The organism is Enterococcus sp. DIV1411a (assembly GCF_050531945.1).
GTDB lineage: Bacteria > Bacillota > Bacilli > Lactobacillales > Enterococcaceae > Enterococcus_B > Enterococcus_B faecium.
This window is the reverse complement of record NZ_CP172892.1, coordinates 2,089,416-2,105,295: the sequence shown is the minus strand read 5'-3', so window position 1 is coordinate 2,105,295 and position 15,880 is coordinate 2,089,416. Positions and strand designations below refer to the sequence as shown.

The window sequence follows — 15,880 nt, the reverse complement described above, 5'->3', positions numbered from 1 at the left end:
TTAAAAAAGGATTTGGAAGTTTGCGACAAAAACTGGTGCTGTCTCAAGCCCTTCAAATCCATGTATCACGTTTTGATTCTTTTAGTCATGTTAGCTGGCAAGTTTACGCAACTGATCAGGACGGAATCCGATAACTGTTTCTGCATCAGAAGTAATGACAGGAACACTTTGGAATCCTTGTGCTTTCAACCAGTCTACTGCTTCAGGCTGTTCATCGATATTGACTTCTTCAAAAGCAATTTGATTTTCTGTTAAAAACCGTTTGACCATCTTACATTGCATACAATTATTTTTAGAAAAGATTTTTACGTTCATGGTGAGTGCCTCCTCTAACACATTCTTATTATCTATAATAGATAGTATAAAACTCTTAGTAAAAAAGTCAAACAACAAACACTACATATTGTGTTGTGGAAACTGTGGAATACTAAGTTTTGTGTTTTTGAAAAAAGAGCTGAAAACAAGTATCGTGTGGGAAAATAGCAAATTTAATAGAGAAAAAATTGTGGAAAACTATGAAGAAATATTTTTTTCTCATTTTTATCTATCAATACTAAAGATTCGCTCATAATATCACAAGTATAATTGACATTCTCAATTACCGAGAGTATTCTATGTGAGAATGATTCTCATTTATTTGCGTAACACGTAAGAAAATTAGAACATATAATGAATGATTTTAATACATGATTTATTTCACAAGAGAGGAATCAATATGCAGACCTTAGCGCAGGCAAAGCAGAATTTCGTTTATCAAGTCGAACGAATCGAAACAGAAGAAAAAACAAAACGCCATTTGCAAAATATCGGGATCGTTGCCGGAAGTAAAATCGTCGTCGTCAATTTATCAGGCAACAATGCCATTTTACTGGTAAAAAGTCATCGAGTGGCAGTAAGTCGGGAAATACTAGGTCAAATCTTTGTCAATAAAAAGACTGCTTCCTCTGAAAGCTGGACTTCTCTTGATCAATTAAAAGCAGGAGAGACTGGGATCGTCGTAGCAATCCACGGACAAGGCGCAGTGAAGCGACGGTTAATGGATATGGGATTGACGCGAAATGTAAAAATAGTTATCCGAAAACTAGCCCCTCTGGGAGATCCAATCGAACTGACAGTGCGAGGGTATGAACTGACGTTACGAAAGTCAGAGGCCGAACTAATCTTGATACAAAGGGAGGAAAAAGAATGAATATCGCGTTAGTCGGAAATCCAAACAGCGGGAAAACTAGCTTGTTCAATCTCTTGACTGGTTCGAATCAATATGTAGGGAATTGGCCGGGCGTAACAGTAGAAAAAAAAGAAGGATCGTTGAAAAAAAATCCGAACATTCATATTCAGGACCTACCCGGCATCTATTCTTTGTCTCCTTATACACCAGAAGAAGTGATTGCAAGAGATTATTTGGTTCAGGAACAGCCTGAACTGATCATCAACATTATTGATGCTACCAATTTAGAACGAAATCTTTATTTAACTACGCAGTTATTGGATTTAGACATTCCTATGATCATTGGTCTGAATATGATGGATGTCATCAAAAAAGAAGGAAAAAAAATCAATCTAGAAAAGCTTTCCTATGGTCTTGGTGTACCAGTTTTACCAATCAGCGTATTGAAAAAGCAAGGAATCGAAAAACTAATCGAAAAGATTCAGGAGTCTGCAAAAAAGCGGCCTTCTATTCCTGTTCCCTGTACATATGATCCACGTTTAGAAGCAGCTTTACATGAAATTGAAGATGTACTAGGAGAACAAAGCGGCAAGAAACGCTGGTATGCAATGAAATATTTTGAACGAGATCAGAAGGTAAGAGAGGATTACGAGATAGCAGTTTCTCAGCAAAAAGAGATCGAGCAACTGATCCAGTTAACAGAGAAACTATTGGACGACGATAGTGAGACGATTCTGGTCAATGAACGTTATGAATTTATTACCCAACTATGTACACTCTGTGTTGTGTCAAATGATTCTTTCCAATTATCGATGAGTGACAAAATCGATCAGATTGCAACGAATCGTTGGTTAGCCTTGCCGATCTTCGCATTTGTGATGTGGCTGATCTATTATCTGGCTATTCAAACAGTAGGAACAATGGGGACAGATTGGATCAATGACACATTGTTTGGTACATGGTTACCAGAACATGTTGGCAGATTGTTAGCTGAATGGCAAGTAGCGGGATGGATGCAGGAGCTGATCTTGAACGGCATCATCGCAGGCGTGGGAGCAGTGTTAGGATTTCTACCGCAATTGATTATATTGTTTTTATGCTTGAGCTTTCTGGAAGACTGCGGATATATGGCGAGGATCGCTTTTGTCATGGATCGACTTTTCAGGAAATTCGGTCTTTCAGGAAAATCCTTCATTCCTATGCTGATTGCTACAGGATGTGGAGTGCCAGGCGTCATGGCCAGTCGCACGATTGAAAACGAGCAAGATCGTCGTTTGACGATCATGGTCACAACCTTCATGCCTTGTTCTGCAAAGTTGCCGATTATTGCCTTAGTAGCAGGGGCCTTTTTTCCTCATCAATCTTGGGTAGCTCCTTCTGCCTATTTTCTTGGTATGACTGCAATTATTTTCTCTGGAATCAGCTTGAAAAAAACACGTTTGTTTGCTGGAGATACAGCTCCTTTTATCATGGAATTGCCCGCATATCATTTTCCTCAATGGTCAGCGGTCCTAAGACAAACCTATGACCGCAGCAAGTCTTTTGTTAAAAAAGCAGGAACGATTATCTTTGTTTCTAGTATCGTGATCTGGTTCAGCTCTTCTTATAATTTTTATGCTCAACCTGTTTCTGAAGACCAAAGTATCTTAGCCTTTTTCGGGCGAATCCTGGCAGTTGTTTTTCAGCCGCTTGGTTGGGGAAACTGGCAAGGAACAGTCGCAGCGATTACAGGATTGGTCGCTAAAGAAAATATTATTGGCACATTTGGTATTTTGTTTGGTCATGCGGAAGTATCCGAAAATGGCAGAGAAATCTGGCAAGTGCTACAACACACATATACTCCCGCAGCAGCTTATTCATTGTTAGCCTTCAATTTACTTTGTGCGCCTTGTTTTGCGGCAATTGGGGCTATCCATCGGGAAATGAATGCCAAGAAATGGACTTGGATCGCCATAGGCTATCAATGCGGTTTAGCTTATTTAGTTAGTTTTGTGATTTATCAGTTGGGACACTTATTGGAGGGTGGACAGGTAGCGTTAGGGACGTATCTTGCTATTTTACTGATGATAGGACTCGTTTATGTTTTGTTCCGTCAGCCAAAATCCAAGAACCAGTTTTATACTATATTGTCATTAGAAGGAGAGGAATAGGATGGCGACATTCTTATTAAGTGTGTTAATCTTTGGAAGTGCAGGCGCAATTGTCTATACTCGTTTAAAATCCGGTAAGAATTGTGATGACTGTCAAACAGCTTGCCCAGTAAAAAAGGAACAGATCAAGCGATGATCAGTCGTTGCAAGAGGCTATTCTCCCCTTTTTTGCTTATTTTGCTAGAGCATAGTAAGATGAGGGAAAGTAAAAAAAGAAAGAGGAAAGAAAATGTCTGGAAAGAAAAAAATCGTCCGCCCGCGCTACCAGCAGATTGCTGTTGATTTAGCCGAACGTATCGTTGAAAACCGATATAAAGTGGGTGAGAAGATCCATGCCCGCTCAACACTTGCCAGTACGTACAATGCTTCTCCTGAGACTACCCGCAAGGCTATCAATGTGCTGGTAGATCTTGGAATCATGGAAGTACGGCATGGAAGTGGGGCATTTGTTGCTTCGAAGGAAAAAGCAAAAGATTTCCTATTGCAATATCAAGATGTACAATCCATCCAAGATACAAAAGCAGAAATCATGGCAAGTGTGGAGAAGCAACAAGATGAGCTGAATCATTTTTCTCAATTATTGGATCAGCTGGTCAATCAAACGAAGCGAATACATAAGATGAATCCTTTACTTCCGTTTGAATTATCTTTATCAGAAAAAGCAATGCATCTGGACCGTTCAATTAGCGAGTTGAATATCTGGCAGGCGACTGGCGCCACAGTTATCGCAATTTCTCATAATGAAGAACTGCTTGTTTCACCTGGCCCCTATGCTAAATTTACGGCAGGGGACATCGTTCATTTTATTGGAAATGAATATACACTACAGCGTATGACAAACTTTTTTTACCCGGAGCATCAGCTTGCAGAATGATTGTGTGAAATATTAAAAAAATATTAACTTGGCTAAACCTTTTATTTACAAAGATTTAGCCAAGTTTTTTTTCAGTTTGGACAAGCAAATTTCTTTCATTTTTGACAAAGTGACTACATGATGTTAACATAGTGTGGTCACTTTTTTCAGAAAGAAAAATGAATTTACATAAAAAAGGAGAATTTGTTTGGTAAAAGTAGAAGTAAAACATTTAACAAAGATATTTGGTAAAAAGACACAAGCCGCTTTAGATATGATGAATGATCACCAGCCGAAAACGGAGATTTTAAAGAAAACCGGTGCAACGGTTGGTGTGTATGACGTGAATTTTGACGTAAAAGAAGGAGAAATCTTCGTGATCATGGGGCTTTCCGGGAGTGGGAAATCCACATTGATCCGTCTATTGAATCGTCTGATTGAGCCAACTTCGGGCAGTATCTATATTGATGGAGAAGATGTATCGAAGTTAAGCAAAGAAGAATTGCGAGAAGTCCGTCGTCATAAAATCAATATGGTTTTCCAAAACTTCGGTCTGTTTCCACATCGAACGATCTTGGAAAATACAGAATACGGGTTAGAAGTCCGTGGTGTACCTAAAGAAGAACGACAAGAAAAAGCAGAAAAAGCATTAGAAAATTCTAGTTTGCTTTCATTTAAAGACCAATATCCTAGTCAGTTATCTGGTGGGATGCAACAACGGGTTGGCCTAGCCAGAGCTTTAGCAAATGATCCTGAGATCTTGCTGATGGACGAAGCGTTCTCGGCTCTTGATCCGCTGATCCGGCGAGAAATGCAAGACGAATTACTGGACCTGCAAGCCAATGTTCAAAAAACGATTATTTTCATTACCCATGATTTGAATGAAGCTTTACGAATTGGGGACAGAATCGCCTTGATGAAAGACGGCGAAATCATGCAGATCGGAACAGGTGAAGAAATATTGACCAATCCAGCAAATGATTATGTACGTGAATTTGTGGAAGAAGTCGATCGTTCCAAAGTGCTTACGGCTCAAAACATCATGGTACCTGCATTGACGACGAATATCGAATCTGATGGACCAAACGTTGCATTGACAAGGATGCGTAATGAAGAAGTCAGCATGCTGATGGCTGTTGACAGAAAGAGACACCTGAAAGGGATCATCACTGCAGATCAAGCGTTAGAAGCTAGGAAGCAAAAACGTCCATTGATCGACTTCCTAGATGAAAATGTGACGGTGATTGGGAAAGACATGGTGGTAAGTGATATTTTCAATATTATTTATGACTCACCGACTCCACTTGCAGTTGTAGAGGATGGAAAATTAAAAGGTGTCGTCATCCGAGGTAGTGTGATTGAAGCATTAGCAGAAACAAGCGAGGTGAGTGAACATGAATAATCTATTGAACTATCAATTACCAGTGGCAAACTGGGTAGAAAATATCACAGAATGGTTTACGACAACTTTTTCTGGCCTATTTTCATTTTTACAAACGATTGGACAGGCAGTGATGTCGGGGATTACAAATTTACTGTTAGTGATTCCAGCTCCTTTGTTTATCTTGTTATTGACGGTAGCAGCTTTCTTTATTTCTAAGAAACGTCCAGGACTTACGTTGTTCACATTAATCGGTCTATGGTTTATTTATAACCAAGGTCTATGGAATGATTTGATGAATACTGTCACACTTGTTCTTTTATCTAGTGTGATCTCGATCATCATTGGGGTACCATTAGGGATCTTGATGGCAAAAAGCAGTAAAGCCCAAAGTATTATCAAACCGATCCTTGACTTTATGCAGACAATGCCAGGATTCGTTTATTTGATTCCAGCAGTTGCATTTTTCGGTATCGGGATGGTTCCAGGGGTATTTGCCTCAGTCATCTTTGCTCTGCCACCAACCGTTCGTTTTACGAATTTAGGGATTCGACAAGTTCCTAAAGAATTAGTAGAAGCTTCTGATTCATTCGGGAGCACAAGTCGTCAAAAACTATTCAAACTAGAATTGCCTTTAGCTAAAAGTACGATCATGGCAGGGATCAATCAAACAACAATGCTGTCACTTTCAATGGTCGTTATTGCCTCTATGATCGGTGCACCCGGCTTAGGACGCGGCGTATTATCAGCATTGCAAAGAGCACAAGTCGGGAATGGATTTGTCAACGGGGTTGCATTAGTTATCTTAGCAATCATCATTGACCGTTTTACACAGCATTTGAACCAGCCAAACAATAAAAAAGCTGCAGGAGCAACAACACAGAAAAGTAAAAAACGTCAAGGACTGATCATTGGTGCTGTAGTAGTAGTGATCTTAGGTGCGATTGGTATAGGGAGTTTTTCATCTGCCAAAGAAACAAAACGTATCAACTTATCTTATGTTGAATGGGATACAGAAGTTGCTTCAACAAATGTAGTCGGTGAAGTATTGAAACAAATGGGCTATGATGTAACGATGACGCCATTAGATAATTCAATCATGTGGAAATCTGTTTCAAATGGCGAGTCAGATGCCATGGTTTCAGCTTGGCTACCTAAAACTCATGGTTCACAATATGCACAATATAAAGATCAAGTCGAAGACCTAGGTGCCAATTTGACAGGAGCAAAAGTTGGTTTAGCAGTGCCAGCCTACATGGATGTAAATTCGATCGATGAGTTAACCGATCAGGCAGGTAAGAAAATCATAGGAATCGAGCCAGGAGCTGGTGTAGTTACGGCTGCTGAAAACACGATCCAAAAATATGACAACTTGAAAGACTGGAAAGTAGAGACATCTTCTTCAGGAGCAATGACCGTTGCACTAGGTCAAGCGATCAAAAAACACGAACCAATTGTAGTTACAGGATGGACACCTCATTGGATGTTTGCCAAATATGATCTGAAATACTTAGAAGATCCTGAAAACGGAATGGGAAGCGAAGAGCAGATCCATACGATGGTTCGAAAAGGATTGAAAGAAGACCAGCCAGAAGCTTACAAAGTATTAGACAATTTCCATTGGTCAGAAAAAGATATGGAAAAAGTTATGTTGGAAATCAACAATGGAAAAGATCCACAGCAAGCAGCAAAAGACTGGATCAAAGAGAACCAAGAATTAGTCGAAAGCTGGAAAAAATAAAAAGACAGACACGAAATAAATGGAGCTTCCAAAATTGGATCAAATATCCAAATTTGGAAGCTCCATGTTCGTCTCTATCTTTTTTGTCTATAAAAAAAGAGAATGCGTAGCTCATCTTCGAAACGTCCAAAGACGCCGACAAACTATTATGAATTTATGGGTGCGAGTCAAAGAGATCGATCGTAGGTATGAAAGACTAATGTGATTAAAGTTTATTATGTACGAAGTGCATTCTCAAAAAATATTAAAGAATATACATAGTCCTGAATAATTCATAGCTTTAATTCTTTGGCACATTTTATTGAAATATGTATCACTAATATCCCTATCAACTGATTTTGACTAAAAAGTTACTTCAAACATTCACTGTTCAAAAATATTGAGGAATAAATTTTGGGTGTAAGGCATTTTGAGCATACTTCTCCCTGGATAACTTCCCAGTAAAAAAATCGTTAGATTGTTGGATTAGATCCATTGACTGGCTCGCCTCAGGCGAGCAAAGACCCTGTAGAATTCATTCTGATACACATGATAACTAGATAATTTGAGATAGACTCGTCTACCCGTTTGGACTAATTTCCCAGCAACTTTCAGAAACTTCAATCGAATAGAATGAATGGTCATTCCCTTTTGGACTTCTTCAAAGCCAATCGTTCTTAAGAAGTTGACTAAGTTGTAAGCTATCAAGCTGAGCATCATTCGGACATGATTCTCCAAAAAGCGAGGACTGTCTGTTTTGTCAAAGTAAAAGCCAGCTTTCGCTTCTTTAATGAAGTTCTCCATTGTGCCACGTTTGGCATAGATAGAAAAGATGGTATCAGGAGAAACATTTTCTGATAGATTCGTCACGATAAATTCATGTCGAAAGAGTAGTTCGCCCGCTTCACGTGTTGAGCGTATACACACGCGACGACTTTGTGACCAGGATTGTGCTTGATAAGTGGTCGAGAAGTACTGAACTTCTCGTTCTTCCCACTTTTGATTATCGCCATAAAGTACTGATTTCTCAGCTATTTGACCTAGTCTACGATTATTCTTCAGTCGAATAACATAATGACTCTTTTTTGATTCACACGAATCATACACACCAGGTGTAGCGAACCCGCTGTCTCCACGAACCAAGATGTCAGTGTTTGGTAGAGAGTGATTATAGTGCTCTAATAAAGGTGTGAGAAACTCCTTTACGCCTTTTGATGTATATTGATTTCCTGAACGTAGTTCAGCTTTTAAGAAGTCACCAGTCAATCCGTCAAAAGCTACCAATGGATGGTAACCATAGGTTTGGTAGTGTGTATTATAATTCGTTTGTTCTTGGTGACCAAATGTATCTGAATGGGTCGAATCTAAATCAATGATTAATTCCGTATCATTACGGATGAGGCGTGCTTTATCGATAAGTTCTTGGTTCAAAGCTTGAAGTTCATGGATATTCTCCTCAGATAGTCGATCTAAAAATCGGGAAAGTGAAGATTGAGAAGCGAGTTCTTTCCTATCTAAAACAGCTTTAAACACAGGATCTTGTCTCAGGAGATTAGCTGCAGAATCAGCTGAGTAACCAGCAATTAATTGCATAATGAACTGCTCAAGTATGGATAAGTTGTCATGAGTAAAATACGCTCGTTCGTCTTCAATGTGAATGTGTTGCTTAGCCAGTTCAGAAAAACCAAAGATGTTCATCAGCTCTTTCACTAGGACGAGACCCGAATCACTCGATAATTGACCACCTGTATGAGAAATAGTGATATTTGAATTGAATTTTACTTGGTTTTTGTGTAAGCTAGTCATGAAAAGAACTCCTTTCTTTTGGTTGGTTTAGTCACTTTAACCATAGCAGAAAGGGGTTCTTTTTTCATCACTTAACGGGTGAAGATGAAAAAGTAATTGTAAGCTGCCGTGAGGCAGTTTCACATGGTTTTAATTAAAAGTATGAATTATTCAGGATAGTTTATATACTTAAAAGTGATTAAATTCTTATTCAGGAATTATTTTGCTACGTTTCAGATAAAGTCCATATAATTGTGTAAAAGATAAAAGGCCATGTAACAGCCCTTTTACGGTACAATGTTTTTAACCACAAAAACATACCCAGGAGGACGTTACATGACCCAAGTACATTTTACACTGAACAACGAAGAGGTTCAAAGTATTATTGAACATTCGGTAAAAGATGATGTTTCTAAAAATATTTTAACCACTGTTTTCAACCAATTGATGGAAAATCAACGAACAGAATATATTCAAGCCGATGACTATGAACGTTCAGAAAGTCGTCAGAGTCAAAGAAATGGCTATTATGAGCGAGACTTTACGACTCGTGTGGGTACACTCGAATTAAAAGTGCCTAGAACACGTGATGGTGAATTTTCACCGACGGTGTTTGAGCGTTATCAGCGAAATGAAAAGGCACTGCTCGCTTCAATGCTTGAGATGTATGTTTCGGGCGTTTCGACACGTAAAGTTTCAAAGATTGTTGAAGAGCTATGTGGAAAATCTGTATCGAAATCTTTTGTTTCTAGCCTGACTGAGCAGTTAGACCCGATGGTCAACGAATGGCAGAACCGTTCACTCTCAGGTACGAATTATCCTTATCTGATGACTGATGTTCTCTACATAAAAGTCCGTGAGGACCATCGAGTGCTTTCTAAAAGCTGCCATATTGCGATCGGGATAACAGAAGGTGGCGACCGTGAAATCATTGGCTTCATGATTCAAAATGAAGAAAGTGATGACACATGGTCCATCTTCTTTGAATACTTAAAAGAACGCGGCCTAAAGGGGACAGAACTCATCATTTCTGATGCCCATAAAGGCCTAGTGTCTGCGATTCGTAAGTCATTTACCAACGCAAGTTGGCAGAGATGCCAGGTCCATTTTTTAAGAAACATCTTCAGTTCCATTCCAAAAAAGAATTCAAAACCGTTTAGAGAAGCAGTAAAAGCGATCTTTAAGTTTACGGATATTGAACTCGCTCGAACAGCTAAGAATGCCTTAGTCGGTGAATATATCGACCAGCCTAAATATACAAAAGCCTGCGAAATATTGGATAATGGCTTCGAAGATGCCTTTCAATACACGGTTATCGGAAATAGTCATAATCGGCTAAAAAGCACCAACCTTCTTGAACGACTGAACCAGGAAGTCCGCAGAAGAGAAAAGATTATTCGGATTTTTCCCAACCGAACGTCTGCCAATCGATTAATTGGAGCTGTCCTTATGGACCTTCATGACGAATGGCTCAGTTCTACAAGAAAATATATTAAGTTTGATCAATGAGAGACCGGTAAAACATTGTATAGTATTTTACACAGGATTATGGACTTGACTACGTTTCAAGAAGGAATTGTTTTTTGAAATTTAATGAATGTTAGAATAATAGTCTAAAAACATTAATTTAGGGGTGATTAGATTATGAAACATTTAAAAATTTTGTCTATTAAAGAGACACAACTTATCTATGGGGGTACCACTCATAGTGGAAAATATTATGGAAATGGAGTGTATTGCACTAAAAATAAATGTACGGTCGATTGGGCCAAGGCAACTACTTGTATTGCAGGAATGTCTATAGGTGGTTTTTTAGGTGGAGCAATTCCAGGGAAGTGCTAAAATGAAAAAAAATGCTAAGCAAATTGTTCATGAATTATATAATGATATATCTATAAGTAAAGATCCTAAATATTCTGATATTCTTGAGGTTTTACAAAAGGTATATTTAAAATTAGAAAAACAAAAATATGAATTAGATCGGTTGCGTCAAGAATTATGTGTAAATGGAAAAGCCCATTCTGTTGATCAAGTTAAAACATTGATTCTAATGTATCATGTATTTCTTTAAAACCTTTATGAACTCGGCATAGAAACTTTTGATTATAGTTGTTGAATTGAGATACTAGAAATCTCTCCAGAGATTCTTCATTAGGAAATTGCTCTTTTCTTTTGGTATATTTCTTTAATTGTTTGTTAAAACCTTCAATCAAATTAGTTGAATAAATAGTTCTTCTGATTGACGGAGGGAAATTATAAAAGGTTAATATAGCAGGATTCATGAGCAATTTAACCACTCGTGGATACTGCTTTTTCCATTTATCTATCATAAACCTTATTTGATTATTTGCTTCTTCTTTTGAACTTGCTTGATAAACTAATTTGAAATCGCTACAGATTTCTTGTCGATCACTAACACGAACCTTATGAGCGATATTTCTAGATATATGGACACAACATTGTTGAAATTGAGCATTTGGATAAACACTATGAATACTATCGTTAATGCCACTTAAACCATCAGTTACGACTAATAAAACCTCTTTTAAACCACGGTCTTTTAGGTCTTGAAGAATCTCTTTCCAAACATAAGCAGATTCAGTTGGAGCAAGACTAAACCCAAGAACCTCTTTGGTTCCATCTAATCGAATGCCAATTACAATATAAACTGCTTCTTTTGAAACAGTTTGTCTTTTTAAAGGAATGTGAGTAGCATCCATAAAAATGACAGAGTATCTGGATTCTAAGGACCTTTCTTTAAAGGCAATAATATCTTCAGAAACTATTTTAGTCATATTTGAAATGGTTTGTGGCGTATAGTGATGCCCGTACATTTTTTCAATCAATTCAGAGATTTCAGACATAGTAATTCCTTTTTGAAATAGCTGAATAATAGTGGTTTCTAAAGAGTCATTGGTTCTTTTATAAGCAGGTAAAGTTTGTTGAGAAAACTTACCATTTCTATCTCTAGGAATCACCAAATTTAATTCTCCATACTCTGTTCTGAATGAACGTGAATAATTCCCATTACGGGAATTACCTGAATTGAACCCAGCACGATCATATTTTTCATAATCAAGAAAAGCTGTTAATTCAGCCTGCAATAATGAATTAACAGCTAATTCTAAATGACATCGAAATAATTCATCTAAATCACCTTTATTGATTAGTGTTTCCATAATTTCTGTAGTAAAATTGGGCATGAGAAAGTCCTCCTATAAAATTTCGGTTGTGGTAACTTTAATTTTACAGAATGGACTTTCTTTTTTTCTACCCTAAATATCTATTTACACAAAATATTTTACGCTATCATTAGATCCCAGTCCTTTAATAAATAGATTGGTGAATTATCTATATTTTACTGCTTATACTAATAAAATAAGATTCACTGAATATCAAGAGGAATTAATAAGAAATTTGAGTGAAATTGGAAGAACTGCTGGAATAAATGGTTTATATCGAGCAGATTATGGAGATAAATCTCAATTTTAATGATACTTATAATATTAAATATGTCTCAAAATTTTTTGATTAGAAAAATAGGTATATTGAATCAGTGACATAAAAGTATTTATAGTTTGTAGGGGGAATCGTAATGGAAGAAAAAAATAGACTAAATGCTAAACAATGTTCAGATCAAGAGCTTAAAAAAATTAAAGGAGGTGCTGGAACAAAACCTCAAGGAAAACCGGCATCAAATTTAGTGGAATGTGTTTTTTCATTAACCTATTTGGAAAGGTAAGTTAGAAATAAATGTGTCTTATTGCGATTCTAAACATAATTATTTGATACAAGCTAGTGATATATTGGCAAACAGATTATGGACATCGTTCAAGATTGATAACAGAGAAATGAGAAATATACCGGAACATTCTTGTATGAGGTTGCCTTAAAAAATAAGCTAAATTTTTTTAAGCATAACTATTGCATTTAGCAGATAGTTACTTTATGATTAACTTACAGGCGAATTAATTTCGCACTGCCGACACAAGGAATACGATAATAATTATTAAGCGTAATGTAAGTACGCCGTCCCTTGTGGGCCACCTCCAAAAGGTGGTTTTTTTATTTAATTTTAATCAGTATTGTATTTGTATTTTCGTTCTGAAATTAACTCTTCTAAATGCTTAAATATAGTTCTTTACCCGTGGTGCTAGTTAATTTTAATATCCTAAAGAATATCTCAAAGTTCCTTCAAAACGTCGTTGTGCTCGACTTAATAGAACACTGTAAGCCAGTAATATGCTTTCAAATCTACTCTCTAGCCCTTTAACAGAACGTGAGTTGAAATTTTGACAACCTAATTTTTCTAAGGAAGAAAAAACAGTCTCAACTGTTTTTCTTTGTTTTCCAAGTAAGCTGTGGTCTAGTTTTTCTGATTTATCCATGTTTTTACGTGGCGGAACGGATATAGTAATGCCCTTAAGGGCAAGCTTTTCATGGATTTTATGGCTAATATATCCTTTGTCCCCTAGGATATTGGGAAGATTCGCTTCTTCCGATAAAGTCTCTAACACTTTCACGTCATGGACACCTGGATTCGTGATTGAGTAAGTAATCGGAAAGCCAGTCTTAGTAACGATCATATGAATTTTAAGACCATAAAAATAAGATTTTTTTGTTGAGTTATAGCCAACTTTGGCTATTTGATTCAATAGTTTTGCTTGTCTATTTCTAACTGGTTTACATAATGGACTAGGAAAACTATCTATAATTCCGACTAGTTCACCTTTGGTGAGCTTCTTGATGAAAAAGTATCGAATAATCTTGATAGTGTAAGCTAAGTTTGAACTTAAGCGAGTGAATCGACTCCTACTAGGAAAGTCACCATTAGGAAATAAGACGGAACAAACCGCTCTATACGTGGCTCTTTGGCTAGTATAGCCATTAATTATGCCCCATATAACACAAGCAATAATCACTGTATCGCGTTGCTTCAGTTTATCAGTATTTCTTCGGTTTTTAATCTTATCTGGTACACAATTGTGGTATATGTTAGAAACAGTTCTCATAATTTCCTTGAATGTTATAAAAGTATCTGTATAATGTTCAGTATATTTTGATGAACGCATATGTAGTCCTCATTTCTTGGGAGTTTTGAGACTACTATATGCGTTTTTTTGTTGATTTACCAACATGTTTAGACATTTTCCTCTAGGAAAAAATTAACTAGCACCACGGGTAGTTCTTTATATTAAATCGTGTTAGCCTTGTGTTACCATTACATTCGTGTTATACTAAACAAGTAATCTAATTTGAAACGTAATCTGAGCGATATATTCACACTATAAAAACTCCTTTTACAAAGTAATATTAATTGCAACAAAACACGTATTATATACGTATCAGGAGGAAATATATATGAATAACGGTACAGTAAAATGGTTTAACTCAGACAAAGGTTTTGGATTTATCACTGGAGAAGATGGAAATGACGTATTTGCACATTTCTCAGCGATCCAGGGAGAAGGCTTCAAGTCTTTAGATGAAGGCCAAGCAGTTACTTATGATATTGAAGAAGGTCAACGTGGCCCTCAAGCAGTAAATATTGTAAAATAATGTTGAACTTTAAACACCTCATTTGAGGTGTTTTTTTATTTTAAGCTAGATACCGTAATTATTGCTAGCAATTTAGAGTAGTTCGTTACTAATTAAGGAGCAAATAAAATTATTATAATATAAAAAATTAAGCAAATAATAGACTAAAAAATAACTATGTGAGATAATAAACATAGAAAAAAGCTTCAGATACTCCCTCACCCTAGAGTCTTTCCCCAAAAAGATAAGTATCTGAAGCTTTTTTCTTTTTATGACTTGGAAATAATAGCATAAAATAATATATTTTACAAAGAATAAGTACAATCTAGTTTTTTGCTATTAAATGTGTAATAATTAATGTGCCATCACAACAAAGAATGAAAACCATTATTATCTAGTCTATGTCCATTCTTTTTGTTTGCAGTAGTTGTGATGGCTTCTCGTACCTTTAGCTCAATTGGTTAGAGCAGACGGCTCATAACCGTCCGGTCGTAGGTTGAGTCCTACAGGGTACATATAGTAATTAAGTTAGTTCTGTGTTAAAATTATTTAGAAGAGTATTTATGTAAATAAAAGCTTTCTTCAGCCACCTTCGGGTGGTTATTTTTTTATACACAATCTTATGTCTATTTCCTTCATAAGTTATGATGACATCTGTTCAGAGCTACTCGAAAGAATAGTTTTTTAGTATTGATTTTTTATAGGATGAGATTATAATAATAGTCGTAATAGCTGATGAATCAATTTCCCAATCTTTTTACGCATTTAAACAGCGAAGCGTCTTCGGACGCTTCTTTTTTGTACTACAATCAATATTTATATTTGGATTACCTCCAGATAGTTTCTTTGTATAAAAAAACGACTCATAATGAGTCGTTTAATAGATCAGAGTAATAAGTCATTGATTTCTTTAAATTCTTTATCAAGTTCTTTTTCATCATATTTTTCATATTTATCAGCTTCATGAAGAACTTTTTTAATTTCATGAATAGCCTTTCGTTCAACTAACCATTTTTTTAGGTTATGTTTTTTTTCTGGATTTTCAGATAACGTATCAAGTTCGTCTAACTCTTTATCCAGTTTATTGACAACAGAAACAATTTTGTTTACAACTTTTTCTTCTTTGTTTTCTAAATTTGACATTTATCTTCACGTCCTTTTTATTTGATAATTTAAGTATAGAACTTTGATATAGTTTATACAAATAAAAACGCTTCTTTGTGTATTCTGTGCTTTTCTTTTGGAATGAGGAAAACTTTGGAGTAATATGAACGTGGACAGAACA

16 protein-coding genes, 1 tRNA gene and 2 pseudogenes are annotated in these 15,880 nt (G+C 36.4%); 14 read left to right on the top strand and 5 right to left on the bottom strand.

From position 1 onward, the window contains the following. Positions 1-90: 90 nt before the first annotated feature. Positions 91-315, bottom strand: coding sequence for a glutaredoxin-like protein NrdH (gene nrdH / locus IGJ87_RS10210; RefSeq protein WP_002287795.1), 225 nt, complete (start codon positions 313-315; stop codon positions 91-93). A 400-nt stretch (positions 316-715) separates the two neighbouring features. Here nrdH and IGJ87_RS10205 point away from each other — a divergent pair, with 400 nt between their 5' ends. The 6 genes from IGJ87_RS10205 (at position 716) to IGJ87_RS10180 (ending at position 7,293) form a co-directional block, all read left to right on the top strand. Continuing rightward, positions 716-1,189, top strand: coding sequence for a FeoA family protein (locus IGJ87_RS10205; RefSeq protein ID WP_002287797.1), 474 nt, complete (start codon positions 716-718; stop codon positions 1,187-1,189). Beyond that, a complete protein-coding gene (gene feoB / locus IGJ87_RS10200) occupies positions 1,186-3,318 on the top strand; it encodes a ferrous iron transport protein B (protein WP_002287799.1) in 2,133 nt (710 codons plus the stop codon). The genes IGJ87_RS10205 and feoB overlap by 4 nt, the downstream gene beginning before the upstream one ends. A gap of 1 nt (position 3,319) precedes the next feature. Then, positions 3,320-3,454, top strand: a complete 135-nt coding sequence (locus IGJ87_RS10195; protein ID WP_002290587.1) for a hypothetical protein — start codon at positions 3,320-3,322, stop codon at positions 3,452-3,454. Between the two features lie 93 nt (positions 3,455-3,547). Continuing rightward, complete coding sequence (locus IGJ87_RS10190) at positions 3,548-4,192, top strand: GntR family transcriptional regulator (protein WP_002287801.1); 645 nt, start codon at positions 3,548-3,550, stop codon at positions 4,190-4,192. 187 nt (positions 4,193-4,379) lie between these two features. Beyond that, complete coding sequence (locus IGJ87_RS10185) at positions 4,380-5,573, top strand: quaternary amine ABC transporter ATP-binding protein (protein WP_002287805.1); 1,194 nt, start codon at positions 4,380-4,382, stop codon at positions 5,571-5,573. Further along, on the top strand, positions 5,566-7,293 hold the full coding sequence (locus tag IGJ87_RS10180) for an ABC transporter permease/substrate binding protein (protein WP_002287807.1): 1,728 nt from the start codon (positions 5,566-5,568) through the stop codon (positions 7,291-7,293). Before IGJ87_RS10185 ends, IGJ87_RS10180 begins: the two co-directional genes overlap by 8 nt. Before the next feature lie 465 nt (positions 7,294-7,758). Here IGJ87_RS10180 and IGJ87_RS10175 read toward each other — a convergent pair whose 3' ends face one another. Beyond that, positions 7,759-9,078 (bottom strand): IS1380-like element IS1678 family transposase, encoded by a 1,320-nt coding sequence (locus IGJ87_RS10175; RefSeq protein ID WP_000202380.1) that lies wholly within the window; start codon positions 9,076-9,078, stop codon positions 7,759-7,761. A gap of 315 nt (positions 9,079-9,393) precedes the next feature. On the opposite strand from IGJ87_RS10175, the gene IGJ87_RS10170 reads away from it, so the two are divergent. From IGJ87_RS10170 to IGJ87_RS10160, 3 genes and pseudogenes are all read left to right on the top strand, one after another. Further along, on the top strand, positions 9,394-10,566 hold the full coding sequence (locus tag IGJ87_RS10170; RefSeq protein ID WP_002323245.1) for an IS256-like element IS1542 family transposase: 1,173 nt from the start codon (positions 9,394-9,396) through the stop codon (positions 10,564-10,566). A gap of 135 nt (positions 10,567-10,701) precedes the next feature. Then, positions 10,702-10,899: a class II bacteriocin gene (locus IGJ87_RS10165; RefSeq protein WP_002304799.1), complete on the top strand. Its 198-nt coding sequence runs from the start codon at positions 10,702-10,704 to the stop codon at positions 10,897-10,899. A 1-nt stretch (position 10,900) separates the two neighbouring features. Beyond that, positions 10,901-11,038: pseudogene (locus tag IGJ87_RS10160) on the top strand (bacteriocin immunity protein); the annotation flags it as partial. A gap of 52 nt (positions 11,039-11,090) precedes the next feature. On the opposite strand, the gene IGJ87_RS10155 reads toward IGJ87_RS10160, so the two are convergent. Beyond that, positions 11,091-12,260 (bottom strand): IS256 family transposase, encoded by a 1,170-nt coding sequence (locus tag IGJ87_RS10155; protein WP_002300314.1) that lies wholly within the window; start codon positions 12,258-12,260, stop codon positions 11,091-11,093. A 109-nt stretch (positions 12,261-12,369) separates the two neighbouring features. Between IGJ87_RS10155 and IGJ87_RS10150 the strand changes: the two are divergent. The 3 genes and pseudogenes from IGJ87_RS10150 to IGJ87_RS10140 all read left to right on the top strand — a co-directional run. Next, a pseudogene (locus IGJ87_RS10150) lies at positions 12,370-12,549 on the top strand (bacteriocin immunity protein); the annotation flags it as partial. Between the two features lie 103 nt (positions 12,550-12,652). Next, positions 12,653-12,799 (top strand): EntF family bacteriocin induction factor, encoded by a 147-nt coding sequence (locus IGJ87_RS10145; RefSeq protein WP_113787874.1) that lies wholly within the window; start codon positions 12,653-12,655, stop codon positions 12,797-12,799. A gap of 13 nt (positions 12,800-12,812) precedes the next feature. After that, entirely contained in the window at positions 12,813-12,950 is a 138-nt protein-coding gene (locus tag IGJ87_RS10140) for a hypothetical protein (RefSeq protein ID WP_224452841.1), read from the top strand. A 270-nt stretch (positions 12,951-13,220) separates the two neighbouring features. Here the strand turns inward: IGJ87_RS10140 and IGJ87_RS10135 are convergent, their stop codons facing one another. Continuing rightward, positions 13,221-14,129, bottom strand: coding sequence for an IS982-like element ISEfm1 family transposase (locus tag IGJ87_RS10135; protein ID WP_002326704.1), 909 nt, complete (start codon positions 14,127-14,129; stop codon positions 13,221-13,223). A 289-nt stretch (positions 14,130-14,418) separates the two neighbouring features. Here IGJ87_RS10135 and IGJ87_RS10130 point away from each other — a divergent pair, with 289 nt between their 5' ends. Beyond that, positions 14,419-14,616 (top strand): cold-shock protein, encoded by a 198-nt coding sequence (locus tag IGJ87_RS10130; RefSeq protein WP_002293041.1) that lies wholly within the window; start codon positions 14,419-14,421, stop codon positions 14,614-14,616. A gap of 421 nt (positions 14,617-15,037) precedes the next feature. Next, a tRNA-Ile gene (locus IGJ87_RS10125) sits at positions 15,038-15,110 on the top strand. 370 nt (positions 15,111-15,480) lie between these two features. Here the strand turns inward: IGJ87_RS10125 and IGJ87_RS10120 are convergent. Next, positions 15,481-15,738, bottom strand: coding sequence for a hypothetical protein (locus IGJ87_RS10120; RefSeq protein WP_002295273.1), 258 nt, complete (start codon positions 15,736-15,738; stop codon positions 15,481-15,483). Positions 15,739-15,880: the final 142 nt, after the last annotated feature.

What these genes read in the sequence shown, in the direction of transcription:
- nrdH (WP_002287795.1), bottom strand. Translation starts at nt 315, where the DNA reads ATGAACGTAAAAATCTTTTCTAAAAATAATTGTATGCAATGTAAGATG.
- IGJ87_RS10165 (WP_002304799.1), top strand. Translation starts at nt 10,702, where the DNA reads ATGAAACATTTAAAAATTTTGTCTATTAAAGAGACACAACTTATCTAT.
- IGJ87_RS10120 (WP_002295273.1), bottom strand. Translation starts at nt 15,738, where the DNA reads ATGTCAAATTTAGAAAACAAAGAAGAAAAAGTTGTAAACAAAATTGTT.
- IGJ87_RS10180 (WP_002287807.1), top strand. Translation starts at nt 5,566, where the DNA reads ATGAATAATCTATTGAACTATCAATTACCAGTGGCAAACTGGGTAGAA.
- IGJ87_RS10145 (WP_113787874.1), top strand. Translation starts at nt 12,653, where the DNA reads ATGGAAGAAAAAAATAGACTAAATGCTAAACAATGTTCAGATCAAGAG.
- IGJ87_RS10190 (WP_002287801.1), top strand. Translation starts at nt 3,548, where the DNA reads ATGTCTGGAAAGAAAAAAATCGTCCGCCCGCGCTACCAGCAGATTGCT.
- IGJ87_RS10135 (WP_002326704.1), bottom strand. Translation starts at nt 14,129, where the DNA reads ATGCGTTCATCAAAATATACTGAACATTATACAGATACTTTTATAACA.
- feoB (WP_002287799.1), top strand. Translation starts at nt 1,186, where the DNA reads ATGAATATCGCGTTAGTCGGAAATCCAAACAGCGGGAAAACTAGCTTG.
- IGJ87_RS10155 (WP_002300314.1), bottom strand. Translation starts at nt 12,260, where the DNA reads ATGCCCAATTTTACTACAGAAATTATGGAAACACTAATCAATAAAGGT.
- IGJ87_RS10205 (WP_002287797.1), top strand. Translation starts at nt 716, where the DNA reads ATGCAGACCTTAGCGCAGGCAAAGCAGAATTTCGTTTATCAAGTCGAA.
- IGJ87_RS10195 (WP_002290587.1), top strand. Translation starts at nt 3,320, where the DNA reads ATGGCGACATTCTTATTAAGTGTGTTAATCTTTGGAAGTGCAGGCGCA.
- IGJ87_RS10130 (WP_002293041.1), top strand. Translation starts at nt 14,419, where the DNA reads ATGAATAACGGTACAGTAAAATGGTTTAACTCAGACAAAGGTTTTGGA.
- IGJ87_RS10175 (WP_000202380.1), bottom strand. Translation starts at nt 9,078, where the DNA reads ATGACTAGCTTACACAAAAACCAAGTAAAATTCAATTCAAATATCACT.
- IGJ87_RS10170 (WP_002323245.1), top strand. Translation starts at nt 9,394, where the DNA reads ATGACCCAAGTACATTTTACACTGAACAACGAAGAGGTTCAAAGTATT.